This is a genomic window from Fusobacterium sp. IOR10 (assembly GCF_010367435.1).
In the GTDB taxonomy this organism is placed as follows: domain Bacteria; phylum Fusobacteriota; class Fusobacteriia; order Fusobacteriales; family Fusobacteriaceae; genus Fusobacterium_B.
Window position 1 is genome coordinate 19421 of record NZ_WJWY01000007.1, and the last position, 19834, is coordinate 39254.

General features: G+C 28.7%; 12 protein-coding genes. 2 read left to right on the forward strand and 10 right to left on the reverse strand.

Annotation, left to right across the window (positions count from 1 at the left end; genetic code table 11):
• Positions 1-38 precede the first annotated feature (38 nt).
• A complete protein-coding gene (locus tag GIL12_RS02920; protein ID WP_163468859.1) occupies positions 39-4283 on the reverse strand; it encodes an acyl-CoA dehydratase activase-related protein in 4245 nt (1414 codons plus the stop codon).
• A gap of 198 nt (positions 4284-4481) precedes the next feature.
• Between GIL12_RS02920 and GIL12_RS02925 the strand changes: the two genes are divergently transcribed.
• Positions 4482-6158, forward strand: coding sequence for a phosphoenolpyruvate carboxykinase (ATP) (locus GIL12_RS02925; protein ID WP_163468860.1), 1677 nt, complete (start codon positions 4482-4484; stop codon positions 6156-6158).
• A gap of 93 nt (positions 6159-6251) precedes the next feature.
• A complete protein-coding gene (locus GIL12_RS02930; protein ID WP_163468861.1) occupies positions 6252-6800 on the forward strand; it encodes a ferritin family protein in 549 nt (182 codons plus the stop codon).
• A 63-nt stretch (positions 6801-6863) separates the two neighbouring features.
• Here the strand turns inward: GIL12_RS02930 and GIL12_RS02935 are convergent, their stop codons facing one another.
• The 9 genes from GIL12_RS02935 to iolG (GIL12_RS02975) form a co-directional block, all read right to left on the reverse strand.
• Positions 6864-8579 (reverse strand): proline--tRNA ligase, encoded by a 1716-nt coding sequence (locus GIL12_RS02935; protein WP_163468862.1) that lies wholly within the window; start codon positions 8577-8579, stop codon positions 6864-6866.
• Between the two features lie 75 nt (positions 8580-8654).
• On the reverse strand, positions 8655-10700 hold the full coding sequence (gene recG / locus GIL12_RS02940) for an ATP-dependent DNA helicase RecG (protein ID WP_163468863.1): 2046 nt from the start codon (positions 10698-10700) through the stop codon (positions 8655-8657).
• A gap of 399 nt (positions 10701-11099) precedes the next feature.
• Complete coding sequence (gene iolC, locus GIL12_RS02945) at positions 11100-12116, reverse strand: 5-dehydro-2-deoxygluconokinase (RefSeq protein ID WP_163468864.1); 1017 nt, start codon at positions 12114-12116, stop codon at positions 11100-11102.
• A gap of 29 nt (positions 12117-12145) precedes the next feature.
• Positions 12146-13156 (reverse strand): inositol 2-dehydrogenase, encoded by a 1011-nt coding sequence (iolG, locus tag GIL12_RS02950; RefSeq protein ID WP_163468865.1) that lies wholly within the window; start codon positions 13154-13156, stop codon positions 12146-12148.
• Positions 13157-13188: 32 nt separating this feature from the next.
• Complete coding sequence (gene iolE / locus GIL12_RS02955; protein ID WP_163468866.1) at positions 13189-14091, reverse strand: myo-inosose-2 dehydratase; 903 nt, start codon at positions 14089-14091, stop codon at positions 13189-13191.
• A gap of 29 nt (positions 14092-14120) precedes the next feature.
• Positions 14121-16052: a 3D-(3,5/4)-trihydroxycyclohexane-1,2-dione acylhydrolase (decyclizing) gene (iolD, locus tag GIL12_RS02960; RefSeq protein ID WP_163468867.1), complete on the reverse strand. Its 1932-nt coding sequence runs from the start codon at positions 16050-16052 to the stop codon at positions 14121-14123.
• A 204-nt stretch (positions 16053-16256) separates the two neighbouring features.
• Positions 16257-17852: a solute:sodium symporter family transporter gene (locus GIL12_RS02965; RefSeq protein ID WP_163468868.1), complete on the reverse strand. Its 1596-nt coding sequence runs from the start codon at positions 17850-17852 to the stop codon at positions 16257-16259.
• Between the two features lie 61 nt (positions 17853-17913).
• A complete protein-coding gene (locus tag GIL12_RS02970) occupies positions 17914-18708 on the reverse strand; it encodes a 5-deoxy-glucuronate isomerase (protein WP_163468869.1) in 795 nt (264 codons plus the stop codon).
• A 37-nt stretch (positions 18709-18745) separates the two neighbouring features.
• Positions 18746-19765 carry an inositol 2-dehydrogenase gene (gene iolG / locus GIL12_RS02975; RefSeq protein ID WP_163468870.1) on the reverse strand — a complete coding sequence of 340 codons (1020 nt, stop codon included), beginning with the start codon at positions 19763-19765 and terminating at the stop codon, positions 18746-18748.
• Between the last annotated feature and the right edge of the window lie 69 nt (positions 19766-19834).

The following is a 19834-nucleotide window of genomic DNA, read 5'->3' on the forward strand; positions in this document are numbered from 1 at the left end:
TTACTATCTTTTTTTTAAATTTCAAACTTTTTTATAAATTATATTTTATCCAAACTTTTTTTTCCAACTGAAACCATTAATTTAATTCTATTTATTTGATTTACCTCTGAATAAGAAGGATCATAATCTATTGCAGTTATATTGGATTCTGGATAAATATGTTTTATTTTTTTCATCATTCCTCTTCCTGTTATTTGATTAGGTAGACAACCAAATGGCTGTATACAAACAATATTATTGATTCCCTCTTCTATAAAATCTATCATTTCTCCAGTTAAAAACCAACCCTCTCCAGATTGATTTCCAATTGAAATATACTGAGAAGTTTTTTCAGCTATTTTTTCAATTAAATTTTCGCTTTTAAATATTTTAGTTTCATTTAAAGCCTTATCAATTATATTAGTGTATATTTTCAAAATTGAAAGAAAAACTTTATATTTTATAGAAAATAATTTCCCTTTAAATTTACTTTCAAGAAATCCGTCACTATATAAACAATAATTTATAAAATTCATCAATCCATAAACTTTAACTTCGCATCCTTCTTCTTCTAGAGCATCTATTAAATTATTATTTGCACAAGGACTAAATTTTACTAAAATTTCTCCAACTATTCCAACTTTTATTTTATTTTGTACAATGGTTTCTATTTTTAAAAACTCATCTATTATTTCATGAATATTTTTTTTGAATTTAATCATATTCCCAGTTTCTATATTCTTTTTAATTACTTTCCTAGATTTATCATATAATTTATTAGCTTCCCCTTTAATCTTTTCATAAGGTCTTATCTTATACAATAAATTCATTAAAAAATCTCCATATGAAACTGCCATTATTAATTTATGAATTAATTTTAAACTTAATTTAAATCCCTCTTGTTGCTCATATCCTAGACTATTTAAAGAAAGTACCGGGATATTTTCAAAACCAGCATCACTTAAAGCTTTTTTTAGTAATGCTATGTAATTTGTAGCTCTACAACTTCCTCCAGTTTGAGATATTAAAACAGCCGTCTTGTCTAGATTATATTTCTTTGACTTTAATGCTAGTATTAATTCTCCTACAACTAGTATGGCTGGATAACAAGCATCATTATTCACATACTTTAATCCCATATCAATTGCACTTTTTGTTTCAGTTAAAACATCTAAATTATAACCACTAGATTTAAAAGCTGTTTTTATTAAGTCAAAATGTATTGGAGACATTTGAGGCGCTATTATAGTATATTCTTCCTTTGATTTTTTAGTAAACTCTATTTTTTTTGTAGTTTTCTTATGTTGAATTTCCTTCAAAATATTTCTTTTTTTATCTCCTATAACTGCAAGTAAACTTCTTAGCCTAATTTTAACAGAACCCATATTACTTATTTCATCTATTTTTAAAACAGTATATGTTTTTCCGTAATAATCTAGTATTTCAGATACTTGATCTATAGTTATTGAGTCTATCCCGCAACTGAAACTATTAAATTCAATTAGTTCTAAATTCTTGTGTTCTCCTACAAAATTTGCTGCTCTATATAATCTAGAATGATATGTCCATTGATCCACAACCCTTAATTTATGTTTAAGGGGCGATAAAGTTGATATTACATCTCCTGTTAAAATAGGTATATTAAAAGAACTTATAATATCTGGAATTCCATGATTAATTTCTTTATCTATATGGTAAGGTCTCCCGCATAAAACTATACCTGGTTTATCATTTTCCTCTATATATTTTAAAATTTCATTTGTTTTTTCCAACAGGTCTTCTTTATAATTTATTCTTTCTTCCCAAGCAAGATCAACTGCTGATTTTATCTCATGTTTTTTAATATTGTATTTGGCAAATTCTTTTTCCAATGTTTTACATATTACTTTTTTACTTTCTAGTGATACAAATGGGTTTATTAATTCTATATTTTTTTCCTTTAATATATCCATATTATTTTTAATAACTTCAGAATATGAAATTACAATTGGACAATTATAGTTATTATCTGATGTTAAAGACTCTTTTTCTTCATACACCACACAAGGATAAAATATTTTTTTTATTCCCTTCTCTATCAAATTTATAATATGTCCATGGACAAGTTTAGCCGGGTAACATATTGAATCTGAAGATATAGTTCCAATTCCTTTATTGTATAATCTTTTAGAGGATTCATCTGAAATAATAACTCTAAATCCTAGAGAGTTAAATAATGTAAACCAAAAAGGATAAGATTCATAAATATTTAAAACTCTAGGGATTCCTATTTCTCCTCTAAATGCCTTGGAAATATCCAAAGGATTATAATTGAATAATCTATTATATTTATACTCAACCATATTATATTTAGATTCTTTTTTTATTTTCCCTAAAAAATTATCACACCTATTTCCTGAAACAAATCTTTCCCCTGTTTTAAATAAATGAACAGTTAATAGGCAGTTATTTCCACATCCCTTACATCTTGTTAACTTACTTTCAAATGAAAATTCTTTTATTCCTTTTAAATTCAAAATGCTAGACATTTCTTTATTTTCTTCTTTTGATTTTTCCTTAGCTATTATAGCACAACCAAAGGCTCCCATTAACCCTGCTATATTAGGTCTTACCACAGATTTTTCAGAAATTAGTTCAAAACATCTTAAGACACAGTCATTTAAAAATGTCCCACCCTGAACTACTATATTTTCTCCTAATTCATTATTGTTTTTCATTTTTATAACTTTATATAAAGTATTTTTTATAACTGAATAAGAAAGGCCTGCTGAAATATCTTCTATTTTAGCCCCCTCTTTTTGAACTTGTTTTACCTTTGAATTCATAAATACTGTACATCTAGTACCTAAATCACAAGGTTCTTTTGATTCCATACCTACCTTTGCAAATTCTAATATATCTATATTTAGAGAATTTGAAAAAGTTTCTAAAAAGGAACCACATCCAGAAGAACATGCCTCATTTAAAAGAATGGATTTTATAACTCCATCCTTTATTTTAAGACACTTCATATCTTGACCACCAATATCCAATATAAAATCTACATTTGGCAAGAAATGTTTTGCTCCTTTATAATGGGCTATTGTTTCAACTATACCATAGTCAATATTAAATGCTGTTTTTATCAATTGTTCACCATAACCAGTAACACAAGATCCTTTAATTTTTATTCTATCCCCTAATTTATCGTATAATTTCTCCATTTCCTTAAGAAGAGTATTCATAGGAGTACCCTTATTGTTAGAATAATATGAATATAGTATTTCTAAGTTTTCAGAAAGCAAAACTAATTTTATAGTAGTTGATCCTGCATCAATACCTAAATAAGCATTTCCTTCATATTCATCTATATTAATTTTTCCTACTTTTTCTAAATTATGCTTTTTATAAAATTCTTCTTTTTCTTTTTCTGTTAAAAATAAAGGTCTCAAAGAAGAAGATTTTTCTGATTCATTTTTCAATAATAGTTGCAATCTTTCCTTAAATTCATTAATGTTAATAAATGGAATCTCTTCTTCTAAAGCAATGTAACTAGCTCCCTTTGCAACAAATAATTGAGATTCATTTGGAAACAATACATCTTCATCATTTAAGTTCAATGTTTCTTTAAATCTTTTTCTTAATTCACTTAAAAAATATAAAGGTCCTCCTAAAAAAGCTATCTTTTTTTCTATCTTTTTTCCACAAGCTAATCCTGTTATAGTTTGGTTTACAACAGCTTGTAAAATAGAAACTGCAATATCTTCTTTTTTAGCCCCTTCATTTATTAAAGGTTGTACATCTGTTTTAGCAAAAACTCCACATCTTGAAGCTATTGGATAAATTGTATTGGACTTTTTTGCCAATTCATTTAAGCCCATAGCATCTGTATTTAATAAGTTAGCCATTTGATCTATAAATGCTCCTGTACCACCTGCACAACTTCCATTCATTCTTTGCTCTGTTCCATCTCTTAAAAACGTTATTTTAGCATCCTCTCCACCTAATTCTATTGCTACATCTGTTTCTGGAATTAAAATTTCAATTGCTTTTATACTTGATATTACTTCTTGTGTAAAATTAAAATTTAATGTTTTGGATATTCCTATACCTGATGAGCCTGTTATATTAATTCTAAACAATATATCTCTTCCGAATTTATTTGTTAGTACTGTTAACATTTCATCTAAAATAATTTTCAATTTATTTCTAACATCTGAAAAATGTCTTTCATAAATCGAATATAGTATTTCTTTTTTAGAATTAACACAAACAATTTTAATAGTTGTAGAACCTAAATCAATTCCTAAAAATAATTTTTTCATAATAAATGTCTCCCCCAGATTTTCATACAAAAATCCCTATGATAATTTTGTTTACACACTACAATTATACCTCTTATTTTTTTTTATTCTATAATTTTAAAATTTTATTTAAAAAAAATGATTTTAATGGTTTTTTCCTAATAATATATGATAAGATATTTGTAATAAGATGTTTATAAAATTTTAAAGAGGTGATTTATGTCTACAAAAACATATTATAAAAATGAAGAAATCGGTAAGGGAAAACCTGGTTTTGCCAGAACTCGTTCCATTGTTGAAGCAGCTTTTTATGGAAATAATGTTACAAAAGTTACTACTCTTAAAGAAGCCTATAAATTAGCTAAAGATTCTCCTGGAACTATTGTTACTGATATGCCTATCTACAAAGGAGAAGAATTGGGATTAGAACCTGATTCTAAAGTTCTATTATTTAATGATGGACCTATTACTGGACGTTTTGCTGCTGCAAGAAGAATAGTTGGAGATCCTGATGTTGATAATGCTAGATTGGATAAATCTTTGATGAATGCCATTTATTATACTCGTTTTCAAAAACTATATCACGCTGAAGTATATATTGGCCTTGATCCTGAATTTATGGTTAAAGCCCATCTTTTGATTCCTGAGGGTCAAGAAAACTTAATGTATTCTTGGATGCTAAATTTTCAATATCTTTCTATAGATTATATAAATATGTATAAAGATTCTAAAATTATTCCAAATGAATCTGACATTTATATTTTTTCAGACCCTTTATGGAAAGGAACTAGATATGTAGAAGCTGCTGACCCTGAATATTTAACATATTTTGATCCTGCTAGTAACTGTGGAGCTATTCTTGGAATGAAATATTTTGGAGAATTTAAAAAAGGAACTCTTACACTAGCATGGGCTGTAGCAAATCGTCACAATTATGCTTGTTGTCATGGAGGTCAAAAAAAATACACTCTAGATAATGGAGATACTTTTGTTGCATCTGTTTTTGGATTATCTGGAACTGGAAAATCAACACTTACACATGCTAAGCACAATGGAAAATATGAAGTTACTATTCTTCATGATGATGCATTTATAATTAACACAGATACTTGTTCATCAATTGCTTTAGAACCAGCTTATTTTGATAAAACAAATGATTATCCTGCTGGAAGTCCTGATAATAAATTTTTACTAACAGTTCAAAACTGTTCTGCCACTCTTGATGAGAATGGAAAGGTAGTTATAGTTACAGAAGATATTAGAAATGGAAATGGTAGAGCTATAAAATCAAGACTATGGTCTCCTAACAGAGTTAATAAAATAGATGAACCTGTTAATGCTATTTTTTGGTTAATGAAGGATCCAACATTACCACCAGTTATTAAACTAAAGGGAGCTTCTTTAGCTTCTGTTATGGGAGCTACACTTGCCACTAAAAGAAGTAATGCAGAAAGACTTGCTAAGGGTGTTGATCCTGATGCTCTTGTTGTAGAGCCTTATGCTAATCCATTTAGAACACATGCTCTTTCTGATGACTATAATAAATTTAAAAAACTAGTTGAAGAAAAAAATGTTGATTGTTATATTTTAAATACTGGAAAATTTATGGGGAAAAAAGTTGAACCTAAACATACTTTAGGAATTTTAGAAGCTATTGTTGAGAAAAAAGCTGTCTTCAAACCTTGGGAACCTTTCTCAGATATTGAAATATTTGAAATAGAAGGATTTATTCCTGACATGAAAGATAAGACATATGTTACTGCTCTTAAAAACAGAATGAATGACAGAGTTGAATTTATTAAGTCTAGAGAAACTTTCAAAGAAGGAAAGGACAAACTACCAGAGGATGCCCTTGAAGCTCTATTAAAAGTTATTTCAAAAATAAGTATTTTATAATTTTATTTCTTGACAAAGTCCATAAGAATTGTTATAATTATTCCATAAATGAAATGATTACAAATTGATTAATAAGACTTAGGGAGGAATAAAATGAAAAAATTTAGATGCACTGTATGTGGAGAAATTATAGAAGAAGGAATGACAACTTGTCCTGTTTGTAAAGTTGGACCAGAAAAATGGGAAGAAATTAAAGAAGACGAAGCTCAAATTTGGGCATCAGAACATAAAATTGGTGAAGGACTTGAATCTAAAGATGAAGAAATCATAAATGGATTAAGAGCTAACTTTGAAGGTGAATGTACTGAGGTTGGTATGTACCTTGCTATGTCTAGAGTAGCTGACAGAGAAGGATATCCTGAAATTGCTGAAGCTTACAAAAGATATGCTTTTGAAGAAGCTGAACACGCAGCTAAATTTGCTGAACTTTTAGGAGAATGTGTAAGTGATTCAACTGAAGTTAATTTATCTAAAAGAGTAGAAGCTGAATTTGGAGCTTGTTCAGGTAAATTTACATTGGCTAAAAGAGCTAAAATGCTAGGTTTTGATGCTATACATGATACTGTTCATGAAATGGCAAAGGATGAAGCTAGACATGGAAAAGGAATGGCTGGATTACTTAAAAGATACTTTAACAAATAAATTTATGTGTTTTAAATAAAAAAACTCTTCAGTAATAACTGAAGAGTTTTTTGTTATTATAAATTAATATTTTTTCATAAGTTCTTTAATTTTAATCACAGCTTCATCTTTTTTAACTTCTATAGTTTCACCAGTTCTTCTTATTTTTAACTCTGCAATGCCCTCTGATGATTTTTTACCACAAACTAATTTAAAAGGAAATCCTATTAAATCTGCATCCTTAAATTTAAATCCAGCTCTTTCTTTTCTGTCATCATAAATAGTTTCAATCCCATTTTCTTGTAAAAGATTATATAGTTCATCCCCTAGTTTAGATTGATCTTCATTTTTTATATTTGCCACTATTACATCAACAACAAATGGAGCTATATTTGAAGACCAAATAATACCATTCTCATCATTATTTTGTTCAATTGCTGCTGCCATAGTTCTACCTATACCTATACCATAACAACCCATTTCCAAGACTACTGATTTTCCATTTTCATCTAAAACCTTTGCTCCCATTGATTCTGAATATTTTGTTCCTAATTTAAATATATGACCACATTCTATTCCCCTAGCAACTCTTAAAGGTTTTCCACATACAGAACATGTATCCCCTTCTCTCACTGTTCTTAAATCTAAAACTATATCTGCTGTGTAATCTCTTCCATAATTTACATTTATATAGTGAGTATTTTCTTTATTCCCACCTACAACTTGATTAGGTATATCAACAACAGAGGTATCTGCTATAATTTTTATATCCTTATTATTTTCCTTTAAATTGTATGGCCCTATATATCCCTTAAATAATCCTGCTTCTTTTATTTCTTCTTCTGTTGCCATAACTATGTCAATGGCTCCTATGGCATTCTTAACTTTAACTTCGTTAGCTTCAAAATCTCCTCTAATAATAACCAAATAAAGTTCATCAGTTCCTAAATCTTTATAAACTAAAGATTTTACACTTTGTTTTACATCAGCATTTAAAAATTTACATACTTCATCTATTGTTCCTGCATCTGGAGTATCTACTAGCTTAACTTCTTTAGGTTCTTCTATTACTTGATCAACTATTGTATTTGTTGCTTTTTCCACATTTGCCCCATAATGACAATTGTCACAAAATATTAATTCATCTTCTCCTGAGTTAGCGATTACATGAAATTCATTTGATCCACTTCCACCAATTGCCCCTGAATCTGCATCAACAATTCTAAAGTCCAATCCACATCTTGTGAAAATATTAGAATAGGCTTTTTTCATATTTTCAAATTCCACATCTAATCCTTCTTTAGTTGTAGAAAAAGAGTATCCATCTTTCATAAGAAATTCTCTTCCTCTCATAAGTCCAAATCTAGGTCTTCTTTCATCTCTAAATTTAGTTTGAATTTGATATAGATTTACTGGTAAAGACTTATAAGAAAATATATCGTTTCTTATTATATCTGTTATTACCTCTTCATGAGTTGGTCCTAAAACAAAATCTCTCATATGTCTATCTTTAAGCCTCATCATCTCTTCACCCATTACATCCCAACGTCCTGATTCCTTCCAAAGCTCTGCAGGTTGTAATACTGGCATATGTAACTCTAAAGCTCCAGCCTTTTCCATTTCTTCTCTTACTATATTTTCAACTTTTCTAAGAGTCTTATAACCTAGTGGTAAATAAGAATATACTCCACTTGCTAATTTTTTTATCATCCCAGATCTAAGTAGAAGTTTATGACTTTCTATTTCTGCTTCCTTTGGATTTTCTTTAAGAGTTTTTACATAATATTTACTAAATCTCATTTATTTTCTCCTCTTTATTTTTTTATCGTGCTTCATATTCTATCATAATCATATATTTTTTTAAAGGACTAAAGATTAAAGAAATTTTTCCTCTATATCTTTTTTTAAATAAGGATTTTCAATCCTTCCTTTAGTTGATTCTAAATAATTTTCACAAATTTCTTTAACCTGTTTTATTGTTTTTATATCTTGAGTTATATCTATAAATTTTAAATCACTTAAACCTGATTGTTTAACTCCAAATATTTCACCAGATTTTCTAATTTTTAAATCTTCTTCCGCTATTTTAAATCCATCATTGGTTTCTTCCATTATTCTCATTCTAGACTTTGAACTATCGTTTTCTGTTTTGGAAATTAAAAAACAATAGGATTTAAATTTCCCTCTTCCTACTCTACCCCTTAATTGATGTAAAGAAGATAACCCAAATCTTTCTGAATTTATTATTGTAATTATTGTTGCATTTGGAACATCTATACCAACTTCAATAACAGTTGTTGATAATAATATATCTATATTTTTATTTTTAAATTCTTGCATTACTTTATACTTTTCATCATTTTTCATTTTACCATGTAAAATTCCTATTGAGAAATTTTTAAATCTATTTCCAATTTCAATTTTATATTCTTCAACAGATTTAGCTGAAATTTTGTCACTATCTTCTATTAGTGGAACTACAAAATATACTTGTCTTCCTTGAGTTATTTTTCTTTCAATAAAACTATAGGCCTTTTCCAAATCCATATCATTATTTATCCATTTCGTTTTTATAGGCTGCCTTCCTGGAGGTAACTCATCTATTACAGATACATCTAAATCTCCATATATACTTAAAGCAAGTGATCTAGGAATAGGAGTTGCACTCATAACTAGTAAATTTGATAATATCCCCTTATCTCTTAATTTTTTTCTTTGAACAACTCCAAACCTATGCTGCTCATCTATAACTATTAAACCTAATTTGTCAAACTGAACATTTTCTTCTATTAAGGCATGGGTTCCTATTACCAGTGAAATTTTTCCATCCTTTATATTTTCCAATATCCCTTCTCTTTTTTTCCCTTTAATACTTCCAGTTAATAATTCCACTTCAATTCCTATTTTTTTAAAATCATCCTTAACTGACAAAAAATGCTGAACTGCTAAAATTTCTGTTGGAGCCATTATAACCCCTTGATAACCATTTTCTATTATATATAGAAGTAAAATTATGGATACTATTGTTTTACCACTCCCTACATCCCCTTGCACTAATCTATTTATAAAATATCCTTCATTTAATTCCTTATAAATTTCTGTAATTACTTTTTTTTGAGCACTAGTTAATTTAAAATTTAAATTTTTTAAGTATTTTTTAACAAGCTCTTTTTCTCCATTAATACTATATTTTCTTGTTTTTAGATTTCCTGACCTATATTTATTTTCTAGTATTCCTAATTCTAAAATCAATAATTCCTCTATTGCAAATCTTCTTTTAGCCTCTTCTAATAATTTTTTATTTGTTGGAAAATGAATAACCTCTAGTGCTTTCTTTCTTTCTAATATTTTATATTTATCCAAAATATCCTTAGGAATATTTTCTTCAAAATATACACAATAATCTATTATAGCTTTCTTTAAAATTTTCCTTAAATTATTTTGAGAAAAATTCTTTTTTGTACTGTATATAGGTAATATTTCCCCTGATTTCATTTCCTTTTGATTTTCTAATCTTTTATATTCTGGATTTATTATTTGAAAATTATATCCCCTTTTAACATTACCTATGATTATGTAATCTTCACCTATTTTCAAAGTTTTTACCAAGTAGGGCATCCTAAACCAAATAATATCTATAATCCCAGTTCCATCAGTGGCCCTTGCTTTGGTCATCTTCATTCTAGATGGGGTAAATGGATTTGTAACTGTTAAAAATTGAACCTTTAAAACTACATACTCTTCCCCTTTTAGTTCACCTATTTTTTTTATGTTAGTCCTATCATCATAGGCTCTAGGAAAATAATATAATAATTCTTGAACTGTAAAAATACCAAGAGAATTTATATTTTTTAATTCCCTAGGAGTAATTTTAAATCCTATTTCATCTAATTTTTTAAAAATCATATTATATTTATCCATATTCTCTCCAACATATCTTAGTTATAGTCTATATGAAATATTATATCATATTTCCATTTTTTTTATATATTTCCTGTATATTTTAAATACACTTTTCACATTTTTCTTGTAATTTTACTATATAATTCGTAAATTAAAAAAATTTCTTTGCTTTTTTCAATTTATATACTAAAATGGATTCTAGCAATTTTAAAAATAAATTTTTTATATAAAGGAGTTCATATGTATTTTAATGAAGTTTTAAGAATAACTGGAATGCTATCAATATTTTTTGCTCTAGTTATAACAGTTTTAGAATCAAAAAAACAAAAATAAAAGAAATAAGAAAATACCCTATAAATTTATAGGGTATTTTCTATTTAAGGTAATATATCGAGTAAAACACAATTACACGCTAACTTAATATCTTGCTATCATTTCTCCATATTCTTCTTTTTCTTTTTTTATGAAGTCTTTAATAGCTTCAACTGAAGGCATATCAGCTGAACAGCTATGACTTGCAACTAACATAGCAGCTGAAGCACTTCCAAATTCTAAGGCATCGATTACTTCCCAACCTTCTAATAGTGCATAAATTAATGCAGAACCATAAGCATCTCCACCACCAAATGATTTTAATAATTTAACTGGGAATGGTTTTATTTTATAACTAGTATTATCCTCTTTTACAAAGGCTTCTGATCCTTCTTTTCCATGTTTTATAACTACTATTTCATTTCCATAATCAAACCATCTATTTGCAACAGCTTTATCTGATTTATCTTCTGGATTCATAATATGTTCCATTAATTCAAATTCTTCTTCTGAACCAATGATTATATCGCTTTGTTTTCCAACTAATGAATAGTAAATTGAAATTTCGTCTTTAGATTTCCAAGTATATTTTCTATAATCAATATCAAATATAACTTTTGTTCCATTTTTTTTAGCAAAAGCTATTGCTTTAAAGCAAGCTTCCCTTGATGGACTTTTTGCAAGGGCTGTTCCTGAAACAACTATTCCCTTTGCACTTTTTATATAATCCTCATCTATTTCAGATGGATCTAATTCTAAATCAGCAACATTATTTCTATACATAAGAATTGAGCTTTCTGTTGGACTTTTTATTTCTGTAAAAGTTAACCCTAAGTTTTCTCCATTTTTTGCTCTGTATATATGGTCTGTATTTATACCATCATTTTTAAAATAATCTATAACATAAGTTCCAAATTGGTCATCAGATACTTTTCCTATAAATCCTACTTTTTTTCCTAATCTAGCAAGACCTACAGCAATATTAGCTGGTGATCCACCAACATATTTATTAAAATTTGAACTTTCATTCAAAGGTTTATGTACATCTGTTGGATTTAAATCTATTGTTGCTCTACCTATAGGTATAATATCAAGTGGTTTTGTTTGGTCAAATTTCATCATTTTATTTACCTCTTTTATTTAAAGTTTATTTACATAATTTCACTAATTTTAACAGGTCTTCCTTCAACTAAAGATTTTTTAGCTGCAATTCCTATTAACACTGGTTTTAATCCATCCATTACTGTTACTGGAGTTTCTGTGTCGTTTACTATTGCATCAACAAATTCTTGCATTTCTTGAGAGAATGAAGCCATATATCTTTCTAAGAAGAAGTATAGTGGTTTTTCTCCAGTTACTCCGTCTTTAGTAGATATTATTGCTGTAGAGTTTGAGTCATTTTTAGTTTCAACTGCTCCTTTAGAACCAAACACTTCTGCTCTTTGATCATATCCATAAGCTGCTTCTCTTGAATTATCTATAACTCCCATTGCTCCACTAGCAAATTTTAAAGTTATGATTGCTGTATCAATATCTCCAGCTTCTCCTATTTCTTTATTTATAAGAGCTCCTCCAATTGCAAAAACTTCTTCTACTTCACTTCCAGATAAAAATCTCATCATGTCAAAATCATGAATAGTCATATCTAAGAATATTCCTCCTGAAACTTTTACATATTCAACAGGTGGAGCTTCAGGATCTCTTGAAGTAACCTTTATAACTTGAGGTTCCCCTACTTTTCCTGCTAAAACTGCTTGTTTTATTGCTTTAAAGTTATGATCAAATCTTCTATTGAAACCAACTTGATATTTAACTTTAGTTTTTTCAACTGTTTCAATAACTTCTTTTATTTTTTCTAAGTCATGATCTATTGGTTTTTCACAGAATACATGTTTCCCTGCAAGGGCAGCTTCCTTTGATATATTTGCATGAGTATTTGTTGAAGAACATATTATTACTGCATCTATATCTTTATCATTTAATATTTTTTTATAATCTGTATATACTTCTTCTATTCCATGTTTTTTTGCAAATTCTTTTCCTTCTTCATTTAAGAAAGGATCTGCAACAGCTTTAACTTTAGCTCCTCTAACACAAGTAGTTATACTTTCCACATGAACTTTTCCTATTCTTCCTAATCCAATAACACCTAAGTTTAACATTCTTCCATCTCCTTATATTGTATTAATATTTATTATAATCCTGTTTTTTCTGCTATAAATTTTCTAGCTTTTAATGCATATTCGCATGGATTTGCTAAACTTGGATCTTGTTCTGCTTCTACTACCATCCATCCTTTATAATCAGCATCTCCTATTATTTTAAATAATGGTTCAAAATCTATGTTTCCATCTCCTGGAATTGTAAATGTTCCTTTTTTTACACCTTCTAAGAATGATCCTTTTTTGTTTTTAATTTCTGCGACTACTTCGTCTCTAACATCTTTTAAATGAATATGAGCTATTCTTTTAATATAATCTTTTAGTAATTTTTCAGTTGCTTCTTGAGATCCTTCTGAATAGTAAATATGTCCTGAATCAAATAATAAGTAAACGTCATCATTTGTTCCTTCCATAAATGTTTTAACTTCTTCTGGTGTTTGTACACCTGTTCCCATATGATGGTGAAGAGAAACTTTCATTCCTTTTTCTTTAGCTAACGCAGCTAATTTATTGTAACCTTTAAATACTCTATCCCATTCTTCAGCTGTAAAAACAGGTTTTTCATCAAATATAGATTTATCTAATCCTTGGATACTGTATGTTTGTTCTGAACATCCTATTACTTCAGCTCCCATTTCATGTAAAAAATCTCTGTGTTTAATGAATTCTGCTATTGTTTCCTCTTCTTTTCCTGCTGCGAAAAATGTACTGAACCAAGCATTACAAATTTTAATTCCTCTCATTTCTAATTTTTTTCTTAAAACTTCTGTATCTTTTGGATATTTATTTCCAACTTCACTTCCAGTAAAACCAGCAAGAGCCATTTCAGATACACATTGTTCAAAAGTATTTTCTTTTCCTAAATCAGGTAAGTCATCATTTGTCCAAGCTATTGGTGCTATTCCTAATTTTATATTATCTTTATTTAAATTCATTTTAATCCCCCTAATCCTATATTTATATTTTAATAATCTCTTGTTTCTTTTAACTCTTTTTCTAGTTCCCTTGTTGCTGCTTCAACTTCTTTTCTATTAGACACTTGAGCATTTCCAACTCTCCAGAAAGATTCATATCCATCTGTCATTGTTTTTGGTAAAACTTTTATATCTATTAAAGTTGATACACTTTGTTTTTTTGAATCTTCAATAGCTGCTAATAGTTCTTCTTCATTTTTTACAGTATAAGTTTTGCATCCATATGCTTCTGCGTTTTTAGCAAAGTCTATTTTTATTAGTTCCCCAGTCATTGTATCAGTTTTGTAATCCCTATATCTCATTTCTGTTCCAAAACTTTCCATTCCATTTCCCATTTGAAGATTATTTATACATCCAAAAGCCATGTTATCAAATAACATTATATTAATCTTCTTTTTTTCTTGAATAGAAGTTACCAATTCTGAATGTAACATCATATAAGAACCATCTCCAACCATTGTATAAACTTCTCTTTCATCTCCAACTGCAAGTTTTACACCAAGTGCTGCGTTTACTTCATATCCCATACAAGAAAATCCATATTCAACATGGTAAGTTTCTGGAACAGAAGCTGTCCACACTCTTTGTAAATCTCCTGGCAAACTTCCTGAAGAACCTACAATAACTGAATCTTTAGCTATATTTTTATTTAAAAGTCCTATTACTCTTGTTTGTGTTAAATAAGAACCAGTTAGTTCTCCAAATTCTTTTAAAACGTGAGGTAAATGTCCTTTGATTTCTTCTTCATATCCTTCATCAAAATAATTAGTTTTATGTAATCTTTCTAATTCATTTTCCCAAGAATCTTTTGCATCCTTTATTTCATTTTCATAACCACTTTTATAATTTTCTAAATTATCCATTAGTTTTTTTAATGTTTCCTTTGCATCTCCAACTAATGATAATCCATCCATTTTTTCTGCGTCAAATTCACCTATGTTTATATTTAAAAATTCTACATCTCTATCTTTAAATAACCATTTTGAAGCAGTTGTAAAATCTGTATATCTTGTTCCTACTCCTATTATTAAATCAGCTTTTTTAGCTACTACATTAGCTGCTAAATTCCCAGTAGTACCAATTCCTCCTAGATTATATTTATTATCATATGGAATTGTACTTTTTCCTGCTTGAGTTTCCCCAAATGGAATATTAAATTTTTCACAAAAATCTTTAAATACTTCTCCTACACCTGAATATCTAACTCCACCACCACAAATTAACATAGGGTGTTTCTTTCTTTTTATTAATTCTATTGCTTTTTCAATTAAATTTTCTGCTGGTAATATTCTTCCCATTGTATGAACTCTTTTTTTGAAAAATTCAACAGGATAGTCATATACTTCACCTTGAACATCTTGAGGTAAAGCTATTGTTACAGCACCAGTATCACGTGGACTTGTTAATACTCTCATTGCATTAATCATTGCTGTCATAAGTTGCTCTGGTCTATAAATTTTATCCCAATACTTTGAAACTGGTTTAAATGCATCATTTACTGTTATAGATAAATCATGAAATTGTTCTAACTGTTGTAACACTGGATCTGGTTGTCTACAAGCATATGTGTCCCCTGGTAAAAATAAAACTGGAATTCTATTTGCTGTTGCTGTTGCTGCAGCTGTTACCATGTTCATAGCCCCTGGACCAACAGAAGATGTACAAGCATATATTTTTTTTCTATTATTTTGTTTAGCAAATCCCATTGCTGCAAGTGCCATACCTTGCTCATTTCTTCCTTGATGAACTCTTAATGAATGTTTTGTATATTTTAGTGCTTCTCCTAATCCTAAAACATTCCCATGTCCAAATATTGTAAATATTCCCTCTATAAATTTATTCTCAATACCATCAACCTCAATATATTGGTTATCCAAAAATTTTACTAATGCTTGTGCCATTGTTAATTTTACTCTTTCCATATTATTCCTCGCTATATATAAAATTTTTTTGTAAGGGCATATTTCTATGCCCTTATTATATAATTACAATTATCCACCTATTCCTAATAATACTATTTCTAAAACTAACCAAATTACAGCTAATTTAGCCATCATATCAATTCCTTTAAAATCATCTTTTGTTAATTTTTCTGACATCTTAAATCATCTCCTTAATAACTTTAATTAATAATGTAATAATCCTATTCTAGAGAATAGTACATAATATAGAACAAATACTATACAAATTACTGCTGATAAATGATATCTATATTTCCAAGGTGTCATTTCCACTGGAGCCTCTTTTCTTTTAAATGTATAAGGTTCTGGTCTAGGATTTTTCTTAGTCATATATACCATTAATAAAACTTCTAGTGGAAGCATTATTCCAAGTATGTGTAAGAAATTTATATCTGGTTTTATGATTTCATATAATCCGTAGAAAACTATATGTAAAAGCATAGTTGCTTTTGCTGCTTTTGCTGTTGCTCTTCTTGTAAAGAATCCTACTAAAACTACTGCAAATAATGGAGCTGAATAGAATCCATTCATTTCTTGTAAGAATCCATATAGTCCACCTTTAAAGTACATAATGAAAGGAGCTACACAGATAGATAATACTGTTAGAGCTATTCCAACTCTTTTACCCATAGCTATTACTTTCTCGTCACTAGCGTCTTCTCCTCTAGCTTCTAATTTAGGTTTATAAAGATTTAAAGCAAATATTGTAGAAGTACTATTAAGTGCAGAGTTAAATGAACTTAATATAGCTCCAAATAATACTGCTGCAAAGAATCCTACCAATGGTTTAGGTAAAACTAAACCTACTAAAGCTGGATAAGCTAAATCTCCATTTGATAATCCTGGAATTAAGTGAAATGCTATAACCCCTGGGAAAACTAAGATAAATGGTCCAAGTAATTTTAAACATCCTGCATATAAAACCCCTTTTTGACCTTCTTTTAGATTCTTAGCTCCAAAAGTTCTTTGAATGATCATTTGGTTTGTACACCAGTAATATAGATTATTAAATAACATTCCTGTAAATATTACTGCAAAAGGTACTGCTGAATGTTTATTTCCAACTGCATTTAACTTTTCTGGATGATTTATAAACATTTCTGAAATACCCATTGAAATACTTCCATGTCCTAACTTCACTAAAGCTAAGATTGGTATTAATAATCCACCAACTAGTAAACCTACACCATTTAAGGTATCTGATACTGCTACTGCTTTCAATCCACCTTTTACTGCATAAATAGCTCCAACTATTGCTATTACAGATACAATTAAGGCTATAGTTGCAAAGTAGTTAAGTCCTGTTATTCCTTGAATATCAAATAACTGATTAAATACTATTGCTCCACTATAAAGAACTGTCGGTAAGTAAGTTAAAACATAACTTACAACAAATACCATTGAAATAATTTTTCTAAATCCACCGTCAAATCTTTCTTCTAGGAAATCTGGAACTGTTGTAATTCCTGCTCTTAAATATTTTGGTAAAAATATTAAAGCAAAAAGTACAAGTGTAACTGCTGCCCCTATTTCATAAGCTATAACACTTATTGAACTAGAATAAGATATACCATTTTGACCTATTATCTGTTCTGATGATAAATTTGTTAACATCAAAGAACCTGCTATAAAAACCCCTGTTAAATCACGCCCACCTAAAAAGTAACCATCATTTGTTTCTGTATCTTCACCCTTACAAATACGGTATGAAAAGAAAGCTACTAAAAATGTGAAAAATAAAAACGAAATTACTGTAAACAAAACAACCCCTCCTTATTTTATGTTATACTCGCCCAAGAAAATAACATAATCTATATTTTTTTTATTTGTTAGGCCATATTTTAGCATTAGAATCCAACAACCAAGTATGAGCCTCATCGTCTACTCTTTTTGTCCATGGATTATTTTCCAAATGTCTTATCATCCAACAATAATACATTCCATAACCTGGTGCTGAAGTTTGAGGATGTGTTAAATCACCTGTAATTAATAGAGATGAATTATCCTTTATTTTAAATACATTTTCTCCTACAAATCCTGCTCCAAACCCTTGTGGTTTAGTAAATTTATAGAAATATACCTCTGGTTGTGTGTGTGAATGTGGAGGATAACTTGACCATTTTCCTGGATAAGTTATTACTTCTCCCATTACCATATTAGAATAAGGTGCATTTTCATATTTAAATACATCTCTAACTAATCTTCTTGCAGTTCCATCCATTCCATCTTTCCCAAAAATATTATCTACACAATCTTCAGGAGTATATAATTTTGATTCAAATTCTTTTTCATTTGTAGTTTTTTGAATTCCTATTTCTGTTTCTTCTAGAAATTTAACTATAATTTTCTTATCTTTACAAACATGTAAGACATGAGGTCCAAAATCAAAAACATTTCCTCTTTTTGCTTGGTATTCTTCTTTTTCCCAATAAATTTTAATTTCACCTTGGAATAAGATTACTGCAGTTTCTTTAGTTAAGCTATATATTTCTAGCTCTTCACCTTTCTCACCCTTATATACATCAAAATCCATTAACATATTTTGAGTATGATCTTCTTCTCTTACAACTGTATTAAATCCATTTACCAATTTGTTATTTGGTTGATATTTAATCATTTTAATTCCTCCTAAAATTTTTAACCCTTTTTGATAACTATTTTATATCTACTAGCTTTCCTGTTTCAAATGATTCTTTACAAGCATAAGCTACCTTTGTACAATTAGTTCCATCATAAACTGTTACTTCAGGTTTTCTATTATTTATTACACAATCTACAAATTCTTTTAATTCATTAACATATGATTCCTTAAATCTTTCTAGGAAATCTTGAGAACATTCTTTTCTAACTCCACTATTATCTAGAATTTCAACTAGATTTTTTTGTGGAACACTTCCTATTCTTAAAATTCCTTCTGTTCCTATAATCTCACTTTCTACATTGTATCCATGAGGTGCTGTTCTTCCTGCAAATAAGAATCCCATTCCTCCATTTTTAAACTTCATAAGAGCTGAAACATTGTCTCCATCATTGTATTGACCAAACTCTGGATGTTTGTAACAACCTCCTATTGCCCATACTTGTGAAGGTTCATCTTCCATAAACCATCTTGCTAAGTCAATATCATGAACTGACATATCTAAGAACTCTCCACCTGAATGTCCTGCATAAGCTATCGCACCTTCTATACTTGATTCTGGATCTTGGCTGTATGATCTAAACATAAAAGGCTTCCCTATTTTCCCAGCTTTTACCATTTCTTTAGCATATTTATATGATGGATCAAATCTTCTCATAAATCCAAGCATAAATATCAAATCTTTCCCATAATTTTCCACTGCTTTTTCAGCTATTTTACATTCTTCAACTGTTGTTCCTAGTGGTTTTTCAGAAAAAACATGTTTTCCAGCTTTTAATGCTTTTTCAATTTGCTCACAATGTAACCCTGATGGTGATGAAACAAATATTGCATCTAATTCTTTATTATTAATCATCTCATCATAATTTTTATATGTATATTCTACTCCCCATTCTTTTTTTACTCTTTCAAGAATACTATCGTCTAACCCACAAACTGCAACTAATTCAGCTTCTGGAATTGCGAAAGCTATATTTTCAGCATGTTTAATTCCTAATCTCCCTAATCCTACAATTCCAAACTTAACTTTTTTCATTTCCCCTTAAGCCCTCCTTATAAAAGTTCTATAACTTGTTTATTCTTGGTTAATTCATTATCATGTTTT